At 66.8% G+C, this 17,330-nt stretch carries 24 protein-coding genes; 22 read left to right on the top strand and 2 right to left on the bottom strand.

The window, feature by feature from the left end; genetic code table 11:
* The first annotated feature begins 98 nt into the window (after positions 1 to 98).
* The 13 genes from rplN to map all read left to right on the top strand — a co-directional run bounded on the left by rplN (position 99) and on the right by map (position 7,342).
* The gene (gene rplN, locus AZH51_RS01990) at positions 99 to 467 is read left to right on the top strand and encodes a 50S ribosomal protein L14 (RefSeq protein ID WP_291520755.1); all 369 of its coding nucleotides are present in this window, start codon (positions 99 to 101) and stop codon (positions 465 to 467) included.
* Between the two features lie 2 nt (positions 468 to 469).
* Complete coding sequence (rplX, locus tag AZH51_RS01985; protein ID WP_291520753.1) at positions 470 to 841, top strand: 50S ribosomal protein L24; 372 nt, start codon at positions 470 to 472, stop codon at positions 839 to 841.
* Positions 841 to 1,425 (top strand): 50S ribosomal protein L5, encoded by a 585-nt coding sequence (gene rplE, locus AZH51_RS01980; protein WP_291520751.1) that lies wholly within the window; start codon positions 841 to 843, stop codon positions 1,423 to 1,425. The genes rplX and rplE overlap by 1 nt, the downstream gene beginning before the upstream one ends.
* A gap of 2 nt (positions 1,426 to 1,427) precedes the next feature.
* The gene (locus AZH51_RS01975; RefSeq protein WP_048552970.1) at positions 1,428 to 1,613 is read left to right on the top strand and encodes a type Z 30S ribosomal protein S14; all 186 of its coding nucleotides are present in this window, start codon (positions 1,428 to 1,430) and stop codon (positions 1,611 to 1,613) included.
* A 90-nt stretch (positions 1,614 to 1,703) separates the two neighbouring features.
* Entirely contained in the window at positions 1,704 to 2,102 is a 399-nt protein-coding gene (gene rpsH, locus AZH51_RS01970) for a 30S ribosomal protein S8 (RefSeq protein ID WP_291520748.1), read from the top strand.
* A 22-nt stretch (positions 2,103 to 2,124) separates the two neighbouring features.
* The gene (gene rplF, locus AZH51_RS01965) at positions 2,125 to 2,664 is read left to right on the top strand and encodes a 50S ribosomal protein L6 (protein WP_291520746.1); all 540 of its coding nucleotides are present in this window, start codon (positions 2,125 to 2,127) and stop codon (positions 2,662 to 2,664) included.
* A 3-nt stretch (positions 2,665 to 2,667) separates the two neighbouring features.
* Positions 2,668 to 3,048: a 50S ribosomal protein L18 gene (gene rplR, locus AZH51_RS01960; RefSeq protein ID WP_291520744.1), complete on the top strand. Its 381-nt coding sequence runs from the start codon at positions 2,668 to 2,670 to the stop codon at positions 3,046 to 3,048.
* 34 nt (positions 3,049 to 3,082) lie between these two features.
* On the top strand, positions 3,083 to 3,781 hold the full coding sequence (gene rpsE, locus AZH51_RS01955) for a 30S ribosomal protein S5 (protein WP_291520742.1): 699 nt from the start codon (positions 3,083 to 3,085) through the stop codon (positions 3,779 to 3,781).
* Positions 3,781 to 3,963 carry a 50S ribosomal protein L30 gene (gene rpmD, locus AZH51_RS01950; RefSeq protein WP_291520740.1) on the top strand — a complete coding sequence of 61 codons (183 nt, stop codon included), beginning with the start codon at positions 3,781 to 3,783 and terminating at the stop codon, positions 3,961 to 3,963. Before rpsE ends, rpmD begins: the two co-directional genes overlap by 1 nt.
* A gap of 2 nt (positions 3,964 to 3,965) precedes the next feature.
* Positions 3,966 to 4,436: a 50S ribosomal protein L15 gene (gene rplO / locus AZH51_RS01945; RefSeq protein WP_291520738.1), complete on the top strand. Its 471-nt coding sequence runs from the start codon at positions 3,966 to 3,968 to the stop codon at positions 4,434 to 4,436.
* Positions 4,437 to 4,572: 136 nt separating this feature from the next.
* Positions 4,573 to 5,892 carry a preprotein translocase subunit SecY gene (gene secY, locus AZH51_RS01940; RefSeq protein ID WP_291520736.1) on the top strand — a complete coding sequence of 440 codons (1,320 nt, stop codon included), beginning with the start codon at positions 4,573 to 4,575 and terminating at the stop codon, positions 5,890 to 5,892.
* On the top strand, positions 5,892 to 6,476 hold the full coding sequence (locus AZH51_RS01935; RefSeq protein WP_291520733.1) for an adenylate kinase: 585 nt from the start codon (positions 5,892 to 5,894) through the stop codon (positions 6,474 to 6,476). Before secY ends, AZH51_RS01935 begins: the two co-directional genes overlap by 1 nt.
* A gap of 5 nt (positions 6,477 to 6,481) precedes the next feature.
* Entirely contained in the window at positions 6,482 to 7,342 is an 861-nt protein-coding gene (gene map / locus AZH51_RS01930; RefSeq protein WP_291520731.1) for a type I methionyl aminopeptidase, read from the top strand.
* On the opposite strand, the gene AZH51_RS01925 is transcribed toward map, so the two are convergent.
* Positions 7,339 to 7,596 (bottom strand): hypothetical protein, encoded by a 258-nt coding sequence (locus AZH51_RS01925; RefSeq protein WP_291520729.1) that lies wholly within the window; start codon positions 7,594 to 7,596, stop codon positions 7,339 to 7,341. The two genes, map and AZH51_RS01925, sit on opposite strands and share 4 nt — an antisense overlap.
* Positions 7,597 to 7,914: 318 nt before the next feature.
* Between AZH51_RS01925 and AZH51_RS01920 the strand changes: the two genes are divergently transcribed.
* The 3 genes from AZH51_RS01920 (at position 7,915) to AZH51_RS01910 (ending at position 12,281) form a co-directional block, all read left to right on the top strand.
* Positions 7,915 to 9,279, top strand: coding sequence for an FAD-dependent oxidoreductase (locus tag AZH51_RS01920; protein WP_291520727.1), 1,365 nt, complete (start codon positions 7,915 to 7,917; stop codon positions 9,277 to 9,279).
* Positions 9,280 to 9,360: 81 nt separating this feature from the next.
* Positions 9,361 to 11,616 (top strand): sensor histidine kinase, encoded by a 2,256-nt coding sequence (locus tag AZH51_RS01915; protein ID WP_291520725.1) that lies wholly within the window; start codon positions 9,361 to 9,363, stop codon positions 11,614 to 11,616.
* Entirely contained in the window at positions 11,613 to 12,281 is a 669-nt protein-coding gene (locus tag AZH51_RS01910; RefSeq protein WP_291520723.1) for a response regulator transcription factor, read from the top strand. Before AZH51_RS01915 ends, AZH51_RS01910 begins: the two co-directional genes overlap by 4 nt.
* On the opposite strand, the gene AZH51_RS01905 is transcribed toward AZH51_RS01910, so the two are convergent.
* A complete protein-coding gene (locus AZH51_RS01905; RefSeq protein WP_291520721.1) occupies positions 12,278 to 13,612 on the bottom strand; it encodes a cytochrome P450 in 1,335 nt (444 codons plus the stop codon). The two genes, AZH51_RS01910 and AZH51_RS01905, sit on opposite strands and share 4 nt — an antisense overlap.
* 356 nt (positions 13,613 to 13,968) lie before the next feature.
* Between AZH51_RS01905 and infA the strand changes: the two genes are divergently transcribed.
* The 6 genes from infA (at position 13,969) to AZH51_RS01875 (ending at position 17,294) form a co-directional block, all read left to right on the top strand.
* Positions 13,969 to 14,190, top strand: coding sequence for a translation initiation factor IF-1 (infA, locus tag AZH51_RS01900; RefSeq protein WP_006946284.1), 222 nt, complete (start codon positions 13,969 to 13,971; stop codon positions 14,188 to 14,190).
* Between the two features lie 104 nt (positions 14,191 to 14,294).
* Complete coding sequence (rpmJ, locus tag AZH51_RS01895; protein ID WP_020575560.1) at positions 14,295 to 14,408, top strand: 50S ribosomal protein L36; 114 nt, start codon at positions 14,295 to 14,297, stop codon at positions 14,406 to 14,408.
* 246 nt (positions 14,409 to 14,654) lie between these two features.
* The gene (gene rpsM, locus AZH51_RS01890; protein WP_291520670.1) at positions 14,655 to 15,029 is read left to right on the top strand and encodes a 30S ribosomal protein S13; all 375 of its coding nucleotides are present in this window, start codon (positions 14,655 to 14,657) and stop codon (positions 15,027 to 15,029) included.
* Positions 15,030 to 15,084: 55 nt separating this feature from the next.
* A complete protein-coding gene (rpsK, locus tag AZH51_RS01885) occupies positions 15,085 to 15,486 on the top strand; it encodes a 30S ribosomal protein S11 (RefSeq protein ID WP_291520668.1) in 402 nt (133 codons plus the stop codon).
* Between the two features lie 28 nt (positions 15,487 to 15,514).
* The gene (gene rpsD, locus AZH51_RS01880) at positions 15,515 to 16,123 is read left to right on the top strand and encodes a 30S ribosomal protein S4 (protein WP_109683767.1); all 609 of its coding nucleotides are present in this window, start codon (positions 15,515 to 15,517) and stop codon (positions 16,121 to 16,123) included.
* A gap of 145 nt (positions 16,124 to 16,268) precedes the next feature.
* Positions 16,269 to 17,294 carry a DNA-directed RNA polymerase subunit alpha gene (locus AZH51_RS01875; protein ID WP_291520665.1) on the top strand — a complete coding sequence of 342 codons (1,026 nt, stop codon included), beginning with the start codon at positions 16,269 to 16,271 and terminating at the stop codon, positions 17,292 to 17,294.
* Positions 17,295 to 17,330: the final 36 nt, after the last annotated feature.

Below are 17,330 nucleotides of genomic sequence, written 5' to 3'. Positions count from 1 at the left end.
CGTCGATCGGTTGCCGAGCGCCGTACCAACCCAGACCCATATCCGTTCCGCAAGGCTCACGGACTCGTGAGAACCAGTGAGACGACAGGAGAAGAACTGTGATCCAGCAGGAGTCGCGACTGCGAGTCGCCGACAACACCGGTGCCAAGGAGATCTTGTGCATCCGGGTGCTCGGTGGTTCCGGACGTCGCTACGCCGGCATCGGTGACACCATCGTGGCGACCGTCAAGGACGCCATCCCGGGTGGCAACGTCAAGAAGGGCGATGTCGTCAAGGCGGTCATCGTCCGGACCAAGAAGGAGCGTCGTCGTCCCGACGGCAGCTACATCAAATTCGATGAGAACGCGGCCGTCATCCTCAAGACCGACGGCGACCCGCGTGGTACGCGCATCTTCGGCCCGGTGGGCCGCGAGCTGCGCGACAAGAAGTTCATGAAGATCATTTCGCTGGCCCCGGAGGTGCTGTGAACATGGCAACTCGTACGCCGAAGATGAAGATCAAGAAGAACGACCTCGTCCAGGTCATCAGCGGCCGCTCGCAGGCCAACGGTGGCGACAAGGGCAAGCAGGGCAAGGTCATCGCCGTGTACCCCGAGACCCAGCGGGTGCTGGTCGAGGGCATCAACCGCGTGACCAAGCACGTGCGGGCCGGCCAGCCGGGCAGCAGCTCCGGTGGCATCGAGGTCGTTGAGGCGCCGATCCACGTGTCCAACGTGGCGATCGTCGACCCCGAGACCAAGAAGCCGACCCGGATCAAGACGCGGGTCGAGAGCGTGGAGCGCGACGGTCGCACCAAGACGGTGCGCACCCGGGTGTCGGTTCGCTCCGGTAAGGACCTGTGATGACGACTGTTGAGAGCACCGAAGAGACGACCACCAAGGTCACCCCGCGCCTGAAGACGCGGTACGCCGAGGAGATCCGTCCCGCGCTGCAGAGCCAGTTCGAGATCCCGAACGTCATGCTCGTGCCCACCGTGACCAAGGTCGTGGTGAACATGGGTGTCGGCGATGCGGCCAAGGACTCCAAGCTGATCGAGGGCGCCATCCGCGACCTCAGTGCGATCACCGGCCAGGCGCCGACCGTGACCAAGGCCCGCAAGTCCATCGCGCAGTTCAAGCTGCGCGAGGGGATGCCGATCGGCGCGCACGTGACGCTGCGCGGCGACCGCATGTGGGAGTTCCTCGACCGGCTGATCTCCATCGCGCTGCCCCGTATCCGTGACTTCCGCGGTCTGTCGGGCAAGCAGTTCGACGGGAACGGCAACTACACCTTCGGTCTGACCGAGCAGTCGATGTTCCATGAGATCGACCCGGACAAGATCGACCGCGTTCGCGGTATGGACATCACGGTCGTCACGACCGCCACCAGCGACGACCAGGGCCGCGCGCTGCTCAAGCAGCTCGGGTTCCCGTTCAAGGAGAACTGATCATGGCTAAGACCGCACTGATCAACAAGGCCAACAAGAAGCCGAAGTTCGCCGTACGCGCCTACACCCGCTGCCAGCGCTGCGGCCGGCCGCACTCGGTGTACCGCAAGTTCGGCCTGTGCCGTATCTGCCTCCGCGAGATGGCGCACCGGGGCGAACTGCCCGGCGTGACCAAATCCAGCTGGTAAGACCACCCAACCTTCATTCCGAAACAACTACACCGTAGGTCGGTCCCGCGCAGCGGGAACTGAAACCCCGGTGAGGGAGGGCAAGAGCCCATGACCATGACCGATCCGATTGCGGACATGCTGACGCGCGTCCGCAACGCCAATTCGGCCCACCACGACTCGACGTCGATGCCGTACTCCAAGCTGAAGTCGCACATCGCCGAGATCCTGCAGGCCGAGGGTTACATCGCCGGTTTCCGCGTCGAGGACGCGGCCGTCGGTAAGACGCTGATCATTGACCTGAAGTACGGCCCCAACCGCGAGCGTTCCATCGCGGGTGTGCGCCGGATCTCCAAGCCGGGTCTGCGCGTCTACGCCAAGTCCACCAACCTGCCCCGAGTCCTCGGCGGCCTGGGGGTGGCGATTCTGTCCACGTCGTCCGGTTTGTTGACCGACAAGCAGGCGGCCTCCAAGGGTGTTGGCGGGGAAGTCCTCGCCTACATCTGGTAATCGGGAAAAGGAGAGTACTGCGATGTCACGTATTGGACGTCTCCCGGTTTCCGTGCCCAGTGGCGTGGATATCACCATCGACGGTCAGTCCGTTGCGGTGAAGGGTCCCAAGGGTCAGTTGAGCTTCGTTGTCCCCGAGCCGATCTCGGTCGCCAAGGGTGAAGACGGCGCACTGCAGGTCAGCCGGCCCAACGACGGCCGCGACGCGCGGTCCCGGCACGGCCTGACCCGCACCCTGATCAACAACATGGTCATCGGTGTCACCGAGGGCTACACCAAGAAGCTGGAGATCCACGGCACCGGTTACCGCGTGACCGCCAAGGGCAAGGACCTCGAGTTCGCCCTGGGTTACAGCCACCCGATCCTGGTGAAGGCGCCGGAAGGCATCACCTTCGCCGTCGAGAACCCCACCCGGTTCTCGGTGTCCGGGATCGACAAGCAGCAGGTCGGCGAGGTCGCTGCAAACATCCGCAAGCTGCGCAAGCCCGACCCGTACAAGGCCAAGGGCGTGCGCTACGAAGGCGAGCACATCCGCCGCAAGGTCGGAAAGGCTGGTAAGTAAGCCATGGCAAACGCCAGGATCGTCAAGCGTTCGAGCACCCGTTCGGCCGCCCGCAACCGCCGCCACTTCCGGCTGCGCAAGAACCTCACCGGTACGCCGGAGCGCCCCCGTCTGGTGGTGACCCGCAGCTCGCGGCACGTCTTCGTGCAGGTCGTCGACGACACCGTCGGCCAGACCGTCGCGTCGGCGTCGACCATGGAAGCGGATCTGCGCGGCTTCGAGGGTGACAAGACCGCCAAGGCCAAGCGCGTCGGCGAACTCGTCGCCGCTCGTGCGAAGGAAGCCGGCATCGACGCCGTCGTCTTCGACCGGGGCGGTAACCGCTACACCGGCCGCGTCGCCGCCATCGCCGACGGCGCCCGTGAAGGCGGGTTGACTCTGTGATGACCGTATTTTCGATTGAGATGAGGAAGAACTGATGGCTGGACCGCAGCGTCGCGCCGCTGGCTCCGCCCAGGGGACGACCGACTCCAACACCGAGAACACCGGCGACCGTCGCGACAACCGTCGCGGTGGTGGCCGTGACGACCGCCGCGACAACCGTCGTGGCGGCAACGACGACCGCAACCAGTACCTGGAGCGCGTCGTCACCATCAACCGCGTCGCCAAGGTCGTGCAGGGTGGCCGCCGGTTCAGCTTCACCGCGCTGGTCGTGGTGGGCGACGGCAACGGCACCGTGGGTGTCGGCTACGGCAAGGCCAAGGAAGTCCCGGCCGCTATCGCCAAGGGTGTCGAAGAAGCCAAGAAGAACTTCTTCCGCGTCCCGGTGATCGCCGGCTCCATCCCGCACCCGGTGCAGGGTGAGGCCGCCGCTGGTGTCGTCATGCTGCGTCCGGCCTCCGCCGGTACCGGTGTGATCGCCGGTGGTCCGGTGCGCGCCGTCCTGGAGTGCGCCGGTGTCCACGACGTGCTGTCCAAGTCGCTGGGCAGCAGCAACCCGATCAACATCGTGCACGCGACCGTGGCCGCGCTGAAGGGTCTGGAGCGGCCCGAGGCCGTTGCCGCCCGTCGTGGTCTGCCGCTGGACGCGGTGGCCCCCGTGCGGTTGCAGCGTGCGCTGGCAGAGGACGCGGCCGCCAAGGCCGACGCTGCCAAGACCGCGAAGGTAGGTTCCTGATGGCTTCCCTGAAGGTGACCCAGACCCGTTCCGAGATCGGCGCCAAGGCCAACCACCGCGAGACGTTGCGCTCGCTGGGCCTCAAGCGCGTCGGTCACACGGTGGTGAAAGAGGACCGTCCCGAGTTCCGCGGCATGGTCCAGACGGTTCGCCACCTGGTGACCGTTGAGGAGATTGACTGACGATGACTGACAAGACTGACAAGGCAGAGGGCCACGCCCTCAAGGTGCACCACCTGCGGCCCGCCCCGGGCGCCAAGACCGCCAAGACCCGTGTGGGTCGCGGTGAGGGCTCCAAGGGTAAGACCGCCGGCCGTGGCACCAAGGGCACCAAGGCCCGCTACCAGGTGCCGGCCGCCTTCGAGGGTGGTCAGACCCCGATCCACATGCGGCTGCCGAAGCTGCGCGGCTTCAAGAACCCGTTCAAGGTGACCTACCAGGTCGTGAACCTGGACAAGATCTCCGCTCTCTTCCCCGAGGGTGGTCAGGTCGACGCGGACACGCTGGTTGCCAAGGGCGCGGTCCGCAAGGGTCAGCCGATCAAGGTCCTCGGCACCGGTGAGTTGAAGGTCAAGGTCGACGTCACCGCCGCGAAGTTCTCGGCTACCGCCAAGGACAAGATCGAAGCTGCGGGCGGCACGATCACCCTCGGGTGATCGTTCACCCAAAGCGACGACGTACTTGCTCAACGCACACGCCTCGGCGCAGGTCCCGGTTCGTCCGGGCACCGGCGTCGAGGTGTTGCTGTCTGGCCTGTGTAACCTCAGGCGAGAACTGACGTAGGAGGACCTTGTGCTAGGCGCTTTCGGCCGCGCATTCAGAACCCCCGAGCTGCGGAACAAGATCTTGTTCACGCTCGGGGTCATGGCCATTTTCCGGCTGGGGTCCCATATCCCGACGCCCGGTATCGACTTCAGCCTCGTCCAGCAGTGCCAGCGGGCCGCCAGCGGCAGCCAGAGCCTGCTGGGCCTGGCGAACCTGTTCTCCGGCGGCGCCCTGCTGCAGCTGTCGATCTTCGCGCTGGGCATCATGCCCTACATCACCGCGAGCATCATCGTGCAGTTGCTGACCGTGGTGATTCCACGGTTCGAGACGCTGCGTAAAGAGGGCCAGGCCGGACAGCAGAAGCTGACGCAGTACACCCGCTACATCACGATCGGTCTGGCGCTGCTGCAGTCGGCGACGCTGGTGACAGCCGCCAAGGCCGACCCCTCCCGCTTGCTGGGTGGTACGTCGCTCACCTGCCCGACCGTGATGAGCGACGACAGCCCCTTCACCCTGGTGCTCATGGTGCTGGTGCTGACCGCCGGCACCGGTCTGATCATGTGGATGGGTGAGCAGGTTACCGAGCGCGGCGTCGGCAACGGTATGTCGCTGTTGATCCTGACCGCGATCGCCTCCAGCGTGCCCGCCTCGGTCTGGGCCACCCGCCAGCAGGGTTGGGGTCAGTTCGTGCTGATCATCCTGCTGGGCATCCTGATCACCGCCGCGGTGGTTTACGTCGAGAACTCCCAGCGCCGGATCCCGGTGCAATACGCCAAGCGCACCATCGGGCGCAAACAGTACGGCGGCACCTCGACCTACATCCCGCTGAAGGTCAACATGGCGCAGGTGATCCCGATCATCTTCGCGACGTCCCTGTTGTCGCTTCCGGTGCTCATCGCGCAGTTCGTGCGCCCTGCCAACGGGGCCAGCAGTGGCTGGTCCGAATGGGTGCTGAACAACCTGGCCCGCAGCGATCACCCGACGTACATGATCGCCTACACCGTGCTGATCATCTTCTTCACGTTCTTCTACGTGTCGATCACGTACCAGCCGAACGAAGTGGCCGATAACCTCAAGCAGTCAGGATCGTTCATCCCCGGAGTGCGGGCGGGCAAGGCGACGGCGGACTACATCAGCTACGTGCTGAACCGCATCACCGTCGTCGGTGCACTGTGGTTGGCGTTCATCGCGCTGATCCCGGTCATCGCGCTGGCCAAGTTCAACGCGGGCGGCAACTTCCCGTTCGGTGGTGCATCGATCCTGATCCTGGTGAGTGTCGGCATCGACACCTACAAGCAGATCGAGTCCAAGGTGCAGCAGCACCGTTACGAAGGGTTCTTGCGCTGATGCGATTGATCATCCTCGGTCCGCCCGGAGCGGGAAAAGGCACCCAGGCCGAGCGGCTGGCCGCCCACCGCGGTATCCCGCACATCTCGACCGGTGACATCTTCCGCGCCAACATCAAGAACGAGACGCCGCTGGGATTACAGGTCAAGGACATCCTGGCCTCCGGCGGTTACGTGACCGATGAGATCACCAACCAGATCGTCGCGGACCGGCTCGCCGAACCCGACGCGGCGCAGGGCTTCCTGCTGGACGGCTACCCGCGCACGCTGGCCCAGGTGGACGCCCTGGATGACTACCTCGCCGGGCAGGGCCTGAGCCTGGATGCGGTCATCGAGTTGACCGTCGATCAGGACGAGATCGTGCAGCGGATCCTCAAGCGCGCCCAGACCAGCGGACGCGCCGACGACACCGAGGAAATCATCCGCGAGCGCCAGGACATCTACCAGCGCGAGACCGCGCCCCTTGCCCAGCGGTACGCCGATCGCGGACTCCTGCGCCAGGTCGACGGCCTGGGCAGCATGGACGAGGTCGAAGCGCGCATCGGCGCGGTGCTGGACACCGTCGGCGACGAACAGCCGGCCTGAGTTTCGTGTTCGGCCGGGAGCAACTGCCCACCAAGTCCACCGACCAGCTTCTGGCGATGCGCCGGGCCGGTCTGGTGGTGGCGCAACTTCTCGCGGCCGTCCGGGACGCCGTACGTGATGGCATCACCACCGCCGACCTGAACGACGTCGCGGCCGAGGTGATCGCCCGCCACGGTGCGACGTCCAACTTCCTGGGCTACCACGGGTTCCCGGCGGTGATCTGCACCTCGGTCAACGAGCAGGTCGTGCACGGCATCCCTGGTGAGCAGGTGCTGCACACCGGGGACCTGCTGTCGGTCGACGCCGGCGCCATCGTCGATGGCTGGCACGGGGACAGCGCGATCAGCCTGGTCGTCGGGGGTCCGGAGCACGGTCGACCGGAGGATCTGGCGCTGATCGAGGCCACCCGGGAGTCGATGTGGGCCGGGATCGGCGGCTTCCGCGAGGGTCGTGGGGTGTACGAACTCGGCGGCGACATCGAGGACAGCGTGCACGCCGCCGCGACCGGCTATCGGGAAGCCGGTCTCGACCTCGACTTCGAGATCGTCGACGGGTACACCGGTCACGGCATCGGTCGTGAGATGCACATGGAGCCAACGGTTTTCAACGAGCGGGTCAGTGCCAAGGGTCCTCGGGTGCGGGTGGGTGCCACCGTGGCCATCGAGCCGATGGTCACCCTCGGCACGTTCGAGACCGAGGAACTCAGCGACGGGTGGACCGTCGTGACGCTCGACGGATCACGGGCCGCGCACTGGGAGCACACCGTGGCCTGCACCCCGGGCGGGTTGTGGGTGCTCACGGCGCAGGACGGCGGCGCTGCGGAACTGGCTGCGCACGGCCTGCCGTTCGCTCCGTTGGGCGACTAGCCGGTCGCGGGGCTCCACGAGCGCTCGGGGTTGCCTGGGGCCGGTGGGGCAACAACGGCTGCGTGATCGGATGCCGTGCCCACCGGCGCGCTGCCGGTGGATACTCGCCCACCGGCACGTTGGGCGAGTTGCTCGAATGCGTGGGTGGTCACCGGATCGGGGGCGCTGGCCGGGTGGTTGGTGGCAGCGGCGACTGCGGTGAGTGCGGCGATTGCGACCAGGGACACCAGCAGGGGTCTGCTCTGACTGCTCATCCGTCAACCTCGTTGTTGCCTCGAGCGACCGGTGCCGGTGGCTCGTTTCCCACACTGCTGGACAGGAGCCGGATCCAGGCGAATCCGGACACCATCCACACAGCGCCTGCAAAGGATGTTTGTACATTTAACTGAACGCAGGGTGAAGGCACACCGGGGAGGGTGGGAATTCATCGTGTCGGATGGCCGGATCGTGGACACCTTCAAACGTTATGGAATACATAACCTAGTGTTGGGGTGCCATTTCGCGGTGACCCCTCGCCGAGTTAGGATGGCCTTAGTTTCTGAACCGCCCCCTGTTGCTGATGGAGCACCCCATTGAGTAGGCATCTGCGCGTCGCCATTGTCGGCGCTGGTCCCGCCGGGATCTACGCCGCGGACATCCTGACCAAATCGGATCGGGACGTGAGCGTCGACATCCTCGAAGCGGATCCCACCCCGTTCGGCCTGATCCGCTACGGCGTGGCCCCGGACCACCCGCGGATCAAGGAGATCGTCAAGGCGCTGCACCGGGTGATGAACCAGCCGCAGATCCGCTTCTTCGGCAACGTCTCCTACGGCGATGATCTGAAACTCGATGACCTGCGGCAGTTCTACGACGCGGTCATCTTCGCCACCGGCGCCCGCCGCGACCGCGACCTGGACATCCCGGGCATCGACCTGGCCGGCTCCTACGGCGCCGCGGACTTCGTCGCCTGGTACGACGGGCACCCCGAGGCGCCGCGCACCTGGGACTTCCAGCCGCACGCCGAGGAGATCGCCGTCGTCGGCGTCGGCAACGTCGGTCTCGACGTCGCCCGGATCCTGGCCAAGACCGCCGATGAGTTGCTGGTCACCGAGATTCCGGACAACGTCTACGACGGACTGAAAGCCAACGCCGCCAAGGACATTCACGTCTTCGCCCGCCGTGGTCCGGCACAGGTCAAGTTCACGCCGATGGAGCTACGCGAGTTGTCGCACAGCCCGAACATCGACGTCGTCGTCCACCCGGAGGGATTCGAATTCGACGAGGGGTCGATGGATGCGCTGCGCAACTCCAAGAGCCAGAAGCTGACCGTCGACGTCCTGCAGAACTACCTGGCCAAGGACGAGACCGGTGCCGCACACCGCATCCACATCCACTTCTGCAACAACCCGGTCGAGGTGCTCGGCGAGGACGGCCAGGTGGTCGGTCTGCGCACGGAGATCACCGAACTCGACGGCACCGGGAACGTCCGGGGGACCGGTGAGTTCAAGGACTGGCCGGTGCAGGCGGTGTACCGCGCGATCGGCTACTACTCGGACAACCTCAGCGGGCTGCCGTTCGATGCTGCCCGGGGTGTCGTGCCCAACGACGGTGGCCGCGTCCTGGAGATCGACGGATCGCCGCTGCCGGGTGCCTACGTCACCGGCTGGATCAAGCGCGGCCCGGTCGGTCTGATCGGCCACACCAAATCCGATGCGGCACAGACGATTTCCATGGTGTTGGAGGATGCGGACCAGCTGGCGGCTCCCGAGTCGCCGCGGCCGGAGGCGGTCGAGCGCTATCTGGCCGAGCGGGGTATCGAGTTCACCACGTGGGAGGGCTGGCAGCGCCTCGATGAGCACGAGCGGTCATTGGGGGAGAACCACCAGCACACCCGCGAGCGGGTGAAGGTCGTCCCGCGCGAGGACATGGTGCGCATCGCCCGGGTCACCGCCTGAGCCCGCACCCGGCGTACGCCGATCGACGGTCGGCACGCCCCTGATGTTCCTACCCACCCTTCAGCTGTCACGCTGGACCCCGTGACCACGCTCGATGTCCCCGCCGCCTCCTGGTCACGCACGATGGAGCGGGTCTCGCGGGGGTTCTACGTCGGTGCCTGCGTGCTGTTCCTGGCGGTGATGTGGGGCAGCACGGCCAACCTGCTGCTGGACTCCGCGCCCGGAACGATCGCCGGGGTGGTGACCACGCTGGCCCTGGTCGCGCTCGCTGCCTCGGTGTGGCGCTGGGGTTTTCGCAGCGACGTCGCCGTCGTCGTCGCAGCGGTGGCGGCAGCTACGGCGCTGGTCTGTGGACTGGGCCGGGTGGGTTTCCGCGCCGATGGCGCCGGTTGGTGGGTGACCATCGTGCTCGCGCTGCCGTTGTTGTACGTCCTGCTGGGTCTGCCGGACTGGCGGGGCGTAGTGCTCGCATCGCTGGTCGTGGTGCTGGCGGTGGTCGCCCGGTGGGTCGTGGACCCGCAGCGTCCGGCGCTGGCCGTCGTCGAAGTTCTCGGCGCGTGTGCGGCGGCGATCGCCACCGCCCAGGCCGCCAGCCTGCTGCGCCGGGTCGGCGAGGTGAACGATGCCCGAGAGCGCCGTCAGGTGGTCCAGCTGACCGCAGAGGCCCGCTCGGTCGGTCAGGAGGCGCACACCCGCTGGGTCGACCGGTTCCTGCACGACGAGGTCGCGCACGCGTTGCGGGCGGTGACGTTGAGCGAGCGACTGGACCGCGCGGAGGTGCGGTCCATCGCCGCCGAGGCGACCGATCGACTGACCGATCTGAGTGCCACCGATCCGCCGACAGTCGATCTGGGTGGCGTTCTCACCGAGGTCGCCGGTGAGAGCGGGCTGGCGGTCGAGCTCGACCTGGCGTCGGTGACCATCGCGCCGGATGTCGTCGACGTTGTCGCGGCGGTGGTGCGTGAGGCGCTGCGCAACGTCCGCCGGCACGCGGGCGTGCGGGAAGCCCGGGTCGTGCTGCGCGACGACGGCGGGGACATCGTTCTCGACGTGATCGACCGCGGCCGGGGGTTCAAGCCGGCCCAGGTGCCGCGTGATCGGTACGGCGTCCGCGATGGGATCGTGGCCAGGATGGCAGACATCGCCGGTACGGCGACCATCACCTCTGACGCGAACGGCACCCGGGTGCGGCTGCAGTGGGCCGCCGAAACCGGCGACGACACCGACTGGGTCGACCAGATCCGGGCCCGACGCGTCGCAGTGCTGATCAGCGGGCCGTTCGTCGTGGCCTGTGTGTTGCAGTGTGCCCTGCGCGCCGGTGACCTGCGGCATCCGTGGGCGGCCGTCCTGGGCACCGTGCTGGTGGTCCTGGCGTGGTGTTTCGGAGCCTGGGCCTACCGGCGGCGCGACATCGGCTGGCGGATGCACCTGGTCATGGTCGCGGTCGCGTGTGCGGCGATCGCCCTGAACGCCTACGCCCTCCCCTCCGGAGCGGCCGATCCGACGTTGTTCTGGTTGGCTTCCTCGACCATGCCGTTGGTGGCCTTCTCCGTCGTCGGGCGCTCGCTGGTGGAGTGTGCGCTCGCCGTGCTCATCGTCGCGACGTTCCCGATCGCTCTGCTGGTCAGCACCGGTGCGAGCCTCAACCAGATCCTGGGGTTGGCAGGCGCGTTGTTCGCACCGTTCGCGCTGGCGCCCCTGATCCTCGGTGGCGCGTGGTGGACCAAGCGCGGAGTACGACGAGCCCTGCAGGACAACGAGATCCGGCAGCACAGTGTGCTGCGTCAGGTCGAGGCTGATCTACGGGAGCAAGCGCTGCGCGACCGGGTCGGTGACCTGCGGGCCCGGATCCAGCCGTTCCTGGCCGATATCGCTCTTTCTCGCAGCGACCCGCGTGCCCTTCCCGTACGGCGCCGGGCGGCGGTGCTCGAAGCCTGGGTCCGCGACGGGTTGGGTGGGCCGACGACGCGATGGCCGTCGGATCTGACCGCGCCGGTGCACCGGCTGCGGGAGGGCGGCGCCCAGGTGACCTTGAGCCAGCTGACACCGATGCCGCGCGAGCATCTGTCGGTGGTCGCTGACGTGCTAGGCGTGTTGGCCACGTCGGCGCCGGCCCGCGTCGGCGTATCAAGCACGGCCGGCCCGGACGGCACGCGGACCACTGTCACCGTGCGACCGGTGGGGCAGGAGGCGGTCGAGCGGATCACGGCGCTCGGCGTGGGTTCCCTGCGAACGGACGGATCGACGTACCTTGTGGTGCAGTTTGATTCGGCTGCGGTGTCCGGAGTTCCCCGGACTGTCGCCGATGCGTCGGGCTCGGCGATGATGCAACGGTGAGCGAGCACCAGGCGGACGAAACCCCCGATCTGATCCGGATCGGGGTTGTCGACGACCACCCGATCGTGCTGCGCGGAGTGATCAGCGGACTGGCCCAGATCGCGCCGGACATCCAGGTCGACTTCCTGGTCTCCAGCGTCAAGGATCTCGACTGGGAACGCAGCGCCCGACCCGACGTGGTGCTGCTGGACGTGGACCTCGATGACGGCAGTGACCCCGAGGCGAACGTGGCGGTGGTCGTGAGTCGCGGGCTGCGCGTCCTGCTCTTCACCGCGAGCACCCGGCCGGCCCAGTTGCGGGCGCTGGTCAGTGCGGGGGCTTTTGGTCTGGCGCTGAAGTCCGACCCCGAGGAGGACCTGGTCGAGGCGATCCGCTCGGTGGCGGCGGGGGAGTTCGCGGTGTCCAGTCACTTCGCGGAGGCGCTGCTGACCGAGCCGGGACTGATGGCCTCACTCGCCCCACGCGAGGTGGAGGTGCTGCGGCAGCTGGCGGCCGGCGTACCCAAGAAGGCGATCGGAAAGTCTCTGCCGCAACCGGTTTCGGCGCGCACAGTGGAGACCTACGTGCAACGGATCGCCGCACGGTACGCCGAGTTGGGGCGGCCCGTGAGCAACCTGTACGCCTCACTGCGGGAGGCGACCAAGGACGGGTACGTCGACCTCTAGCTCACCTGCGCGGGCAGCGTCCGCCAGCCGCGCAGGATGCGGGTCGGGCGGCGCTGCGCACCCGGCAACAGGGTGACGTCGGGGTAGCGGTCGAAGAACGACTTCAGCCCGACCTCACCTTCCATCCGCGCCAGTGCTGCGCCGAGGCAGTGGTGCCGGCCCGCGGAGAACGACAGGTGATCGCGGGCGTTGGCCCGGGTGACGTCGAAGCGGGTCGGGTCCTCGAACACCTTGGGGTCGCGGTTGGCGCCGGCGAGGAGTACGACGACCTGCAGTCCCGCCGAAATGTGCTGACCCTCAAGGGTTGTCGGCTCGGGAGCGAACCGCGCGGTCAGCAGCACGGGGGGATCGATGCGCAGGACTTCTTCGACCGCGTTGGACCACAGGCTCGGGTCCTGCTCGAGTTTGGCGAGCTCGCCTGGGTGGTCGTGCAGCAGTTTGATGCCGTTGCCGAGCAGGTTGACGGTGGTCTCGAACCCGGCCGCCAGCACCAGACCCGCCGTGGCTTTGAGCTCGGCCATGTTGAGGGTGCCGTCCTCGTCCTGCACCTGGACCAGTTGGCTCAGCAGGTCATCGCCGGGGTTCTTGCGCAGTGCCTCGATGTGCGTCTCGAGCCACGCGTCGAAGCGGCGCAGCCCGGCGTCGACGTCGCGGTACTCCGGCCAGGACAGCCCAAAGTCGAGGCTGGCGGCGATGTCGCTGCCCATCGCGAGCACCTCGCGGCGTTCGGAGGTCGGGATGCCGAGGATCTGGGAGATGAGGGTGACCGGCAGCAGACTGCAGTATTGCTCGACCAGATCGGTGCGGCCGTCGAGCTCATCGAGCAATTCGGTCGCCACGCTCTCAGCGCGGTCGCGCAACTTCTCCACCGCACGCATCGTGAAGACCCGGGTCACCAGCTTGCGGTAGCGGGTGTGGTCCGGCGGCTCGGTCACCAGCAGCGACGGCTCGACCAACGGGTGCATGGTGGCCGGCCGCAGCCGGGCGCTCGCGCTGGCCAGGAAGCCGAGCCGGTCCAGCGGGTTGCCGGTGCGGAACGCCTTGGAGGTCAGCACTTCGCTGACGACCGCGTGGTCGGCGGTGATGAAGGTGACCCGGCCCCTGACGAGCGTGCCCTGGGCGCGGACCTGGTCGATGATGTCCCAGATCTCATCCCCACTGCCGGCCTGGGTAAGCAGGCCCTGCAGGTCGCCCTTGCGCGCGGCCATCTTCACCACGACGTTCGGGAGACCCTGGGACAAGCCCCAATGCAACATCGACTGCGCCTTATGACGTACGCCGACTGCTTGGCTGGCGGGGCGATGCAGGCTGGGCAGGTGGGTCAGGCTCATGGTCGTGCTGCTCCCAGTGGTTTACGACAGCTGTAGTGACCCAGGTTACATACCGATGGCTACGCGGCGGTAGGTGCGCGCTGCGGATGGCGATCCGCGCGGGTTATCGACAGATGCGCGACTTATAATCCGCGCGTCTGTCGACAACCCGCGCATCTGCTGCGACCGGAGGGCGCCAGCGACCACCTGAACTGGCGATTTGGGCGGTATCGCGCGGGCAGGTAGGCTAGTACGTCGGGTCAGGAATGTCTGTTCAAGGCGTCCCGTTGTTACGGACGCCGACCACAGATCCTTGGTCCGCACTCATCGCAGTCAGACAATTCTGGAGGTTAACCCGCGAAGGCGGGGGCAGATTTATGGCCAAAAAGGACGGTGTCATCGAGATCGAGGGCACGATCGTGGAAGCTCTCCCGAACGCCATGTTCCGGGTGGAGTTGACCAACGGTCACAAGGTTCTCGCTCACATCTCGGGCAAGATGCGCCAGCACTACATCCGGATCCTCCCTGAGGACCGCGTGGTGGTGGAGCTCAGCCCGTACGACCTGACCCGCGGCCGGATCGTCTTCCGGTACCGCTGACCGCGATACCAGCAACACCCCGCGTCCATCCGGACGCACCCACCCACACGTCAACCGCCGCGACTCCATGAGGACAAGCGGCCCGACTTCGAGACGGTAGGCAGATGAAGGTCCAGCCGAGCGTCAAGAAGATCTGCGACAAGTGCAAGGTGATCCGCCGTCACGGCCGGGTCATGGTGATCTGCGAGAACCCGCGCCACAAGCAGCGCCAGGGCTGATCGCAGGGCCACCGCCCCGCACGACCCGCCGGTCTTCAAGACCAGCAAGAAGAAACATCCACAACTGAAAACACCCGCAACGCCCAGCCCCTGCGCATCGCGTAGGACGCCACCTTCGGCCGCGGAGGCCGAAGACCCGCAAGAACCACTCCGGTTCGAGCCGGTTCTCATACCGAGAGCCGTCGACCAACGGGACCGACGTTGCACCAGACCTCCGCAGCATCAATCAACAGGAGAACAGCCGCCATGGCACGTTTGATCGGTGTCGACCTGCCGCGCGAGAAGCGCGTCGAGGTCGGCCTTACCTACATCTTCGGCGTGGGCAAGACCCGCGCCCAGGAAACGCTGGCAGCGACCGGCATCAACCCGGACACCCGTGTCCGTGACCTCAGCGACGACGAGCTGGTTCAGCTCCGCGACTACCTCGAGGGCAACTACCGCCTCGAAGGTGACCTGCGCCGCGAGGTGGCCGCCGACATCCGCCGCAAGGTGGAGATCGGCTCCTACCAGGGCCTGCGCCACCGTCGTGGCCTGCCCGTCCACGGTCAGCGCACGAAGACCAACGCGCGCACCCGTAAGGGCCCGAAGAAGACCGTGGCCGGTAAGAAGAAGGCCAAGTAATCCGCTTCTAAGCGGACACTTCCTCGCTGAGAACTGACACAGGAGTTAGAAAAGAATGCCTCCCAAGAGCCGTGTAGCGGGCGCCAAGAAGGTGCGCCGCAAGGAGAAGAAGAACGTTGCCGCTGGCAACGCCTACATCCGCAGCACGTTCAACAACACCATCGTTTCCATCACCGACCCGTCCGGTGCGGTGATTTCGTGGGCCTCCGCCGGCCAGGTCGGCTTCAAGGGCTCGCGTAAGTCCACGCCGTACGCCGCGCAGATGGCCGCCGAGGCCGCCGCCCGCCGCGCCATGGAGCACGGCATGCGCAAGGTCGACGTTTTCGTCAAGGGTCCGGGCTCCGGCCGCGAGACCGCCATCCGTTCGCTGGCCGCCGCGGGCCTCGAGGTCGGCGCTATCGCCGACGTCACCCCGCAGCCGCACAACGGTGTCCGCCAGCCCAAGCGCCGCAGCTGACGCGACGGACCAGAAGGAGATCTGAATCATGGCCCGTTACACCGGACCCATCACCAAGAAGTCCCGTCGCCTCAAGGTCGACCTCGTCGGCGGCGACAAGAGCTTCGAGCAGCGCCCCTTCCCGCCCGGCCAGCACGGCCGCGGTCGCATCCAGGAGAAGGAGTACCTGAACCAGCTGCAGGAGAAGCAGAAGGCTCGCTTCACCTACGGCGTCATGGAGAAGCAGTTCGTGCGCTACTACAAGGAAGCGGCTCGTCGCCCCGGTAAGACCGGTGCGAACCTGCTGACCATCCTGGAGTCGCGCCTGGACAACGTGATCTACCGCGCCGGCCTGGCCCGTACCCGTCGGGCCGCCCGCCAGCTGGTCACCCACGGCCACTTCGAGGTCAACGGCGTCCGCGTCGACGTCCCGTCCTACCGCGTCGAGCAGTACGACATCATCACGGTCCGCGAGAAGTCCCGGGAAGCCTTCCCGATCCAGCTCGCCCGCGAGACCTTCGGTGAGCGTCCGGTCCCGGCCTGGCTGCACGTGTCCGAGGGCACCCTGCAGGTCCTGGTCCACCAGCTGCCGACCCGTGAGCAGATCGACGTGCCGCTGTCTGAGCAGCTGATCGTCGAGCTCTACTCGAAGAACTGATCCACTCCGGTACGCCGAGTGCCCGCCTGCGTCGTTACAGGCGATGGTGAGCACCCGGCGTACCGAATCCCGCCGGTTCGGACAGATGGCCCGGCGGTCTTGCACGAGGCGTCATATAGCGGTCGCCCGTGGGAAGGAATGAAAAGTGCTTATCGCACAGCGCCCCACCCTCAGCGAGGAGTTCGTCTCCGACAACCGTTCGCGGTTCGTCATCGAGCCGCTGGAGCCCGGTTTCGGCTACACGCTCGGCAACTCCCTGCGTCGCACCCTGCTGTCGTCCATCCCGGGCGCCGCGGTCACGAGCCTGCGCATCGACGGTGTGCAGCACGAGTTCTCCACGATCCCCGGGGTCAAGGAGGACGTCACCGAGATCATCCTGAACGTCAAGGGCCTGGTCGTCTCCTCCGAGCACGACGAGCCCGTCGTGATGTACCTGCGCAAGCAGGGCCCCGGTGAGGTCACCGCTGCGGACATCGCGCCGCCGGCCGGTGTCGAGGTGCACAACCCGCACCTGCACATCGCGACCCTGAACGACAAGGGCAAGATCGAGGTCGAGCTGACCGTCGAGCGTGGTCGTGGCTACGTCTCTGCCGCGCAGAACAAGTCCGCTGACCAGGAGATCGGCCGCATCCCGGTCGACTCGATCTACTCGCCGGTGCTGGCCGTGACCTACAAGGTCGAGGCCACCCGTGTCGAGCAGCGCACCGACTTCGACAAGCTGATCGTCGACGTGGAGACCAAGAACGCGATCGCCCCGCGCGACGCGATGGCCTCCGCCGGTAAGACGCTGGTCGAGCTGTTCGGTCTGGCCCGTGAGCTCAACGTCGAGGCCGAGGGCATCGACATGGGCCCCTCGCCGACCGACGCCGCGCTGGCCGCCGACCTGGCCCTGCCGATCGAGGACCTGGACCTGACGGTCCGCTCCTACAACTGCCTCAAGCGCGAGGCCATCCACACCGTGGGTGAACTCGTCGCGCGCAGCGAGGCCGACCTGCTGGACATCCGTAACTTCGGTGCGAAGTCCATCGACGAGGTCAAGGAGAAGTTGCAGGAGATGGGTCTGCAGCTCAAGGACAGCCCGCCCGGGTTCGACGCGAGCGCCATCGCCGACCGCTACGAGGACGACGTCGACGATGACGACGCCGCCTTCGCCGAGGACGAGCAGTACTGAGCCGCAAGGGATTTGGCGTTAGCCGAACCCAGAACT

Source organism: Branchiibius sp. NY16-3462-2, from assembly GCF_001594145.1.
Lineage (GTDB): Bacteria > Actinomycetota > Actinomycetes > Actinomycetales > Dermatophilaceae > Branchiibius.
The sequence above is the reverse complement of the archived record's forward strand: the minus strand, read 5'-3'. Positions and strand labels throughout refer to the sequence as shown.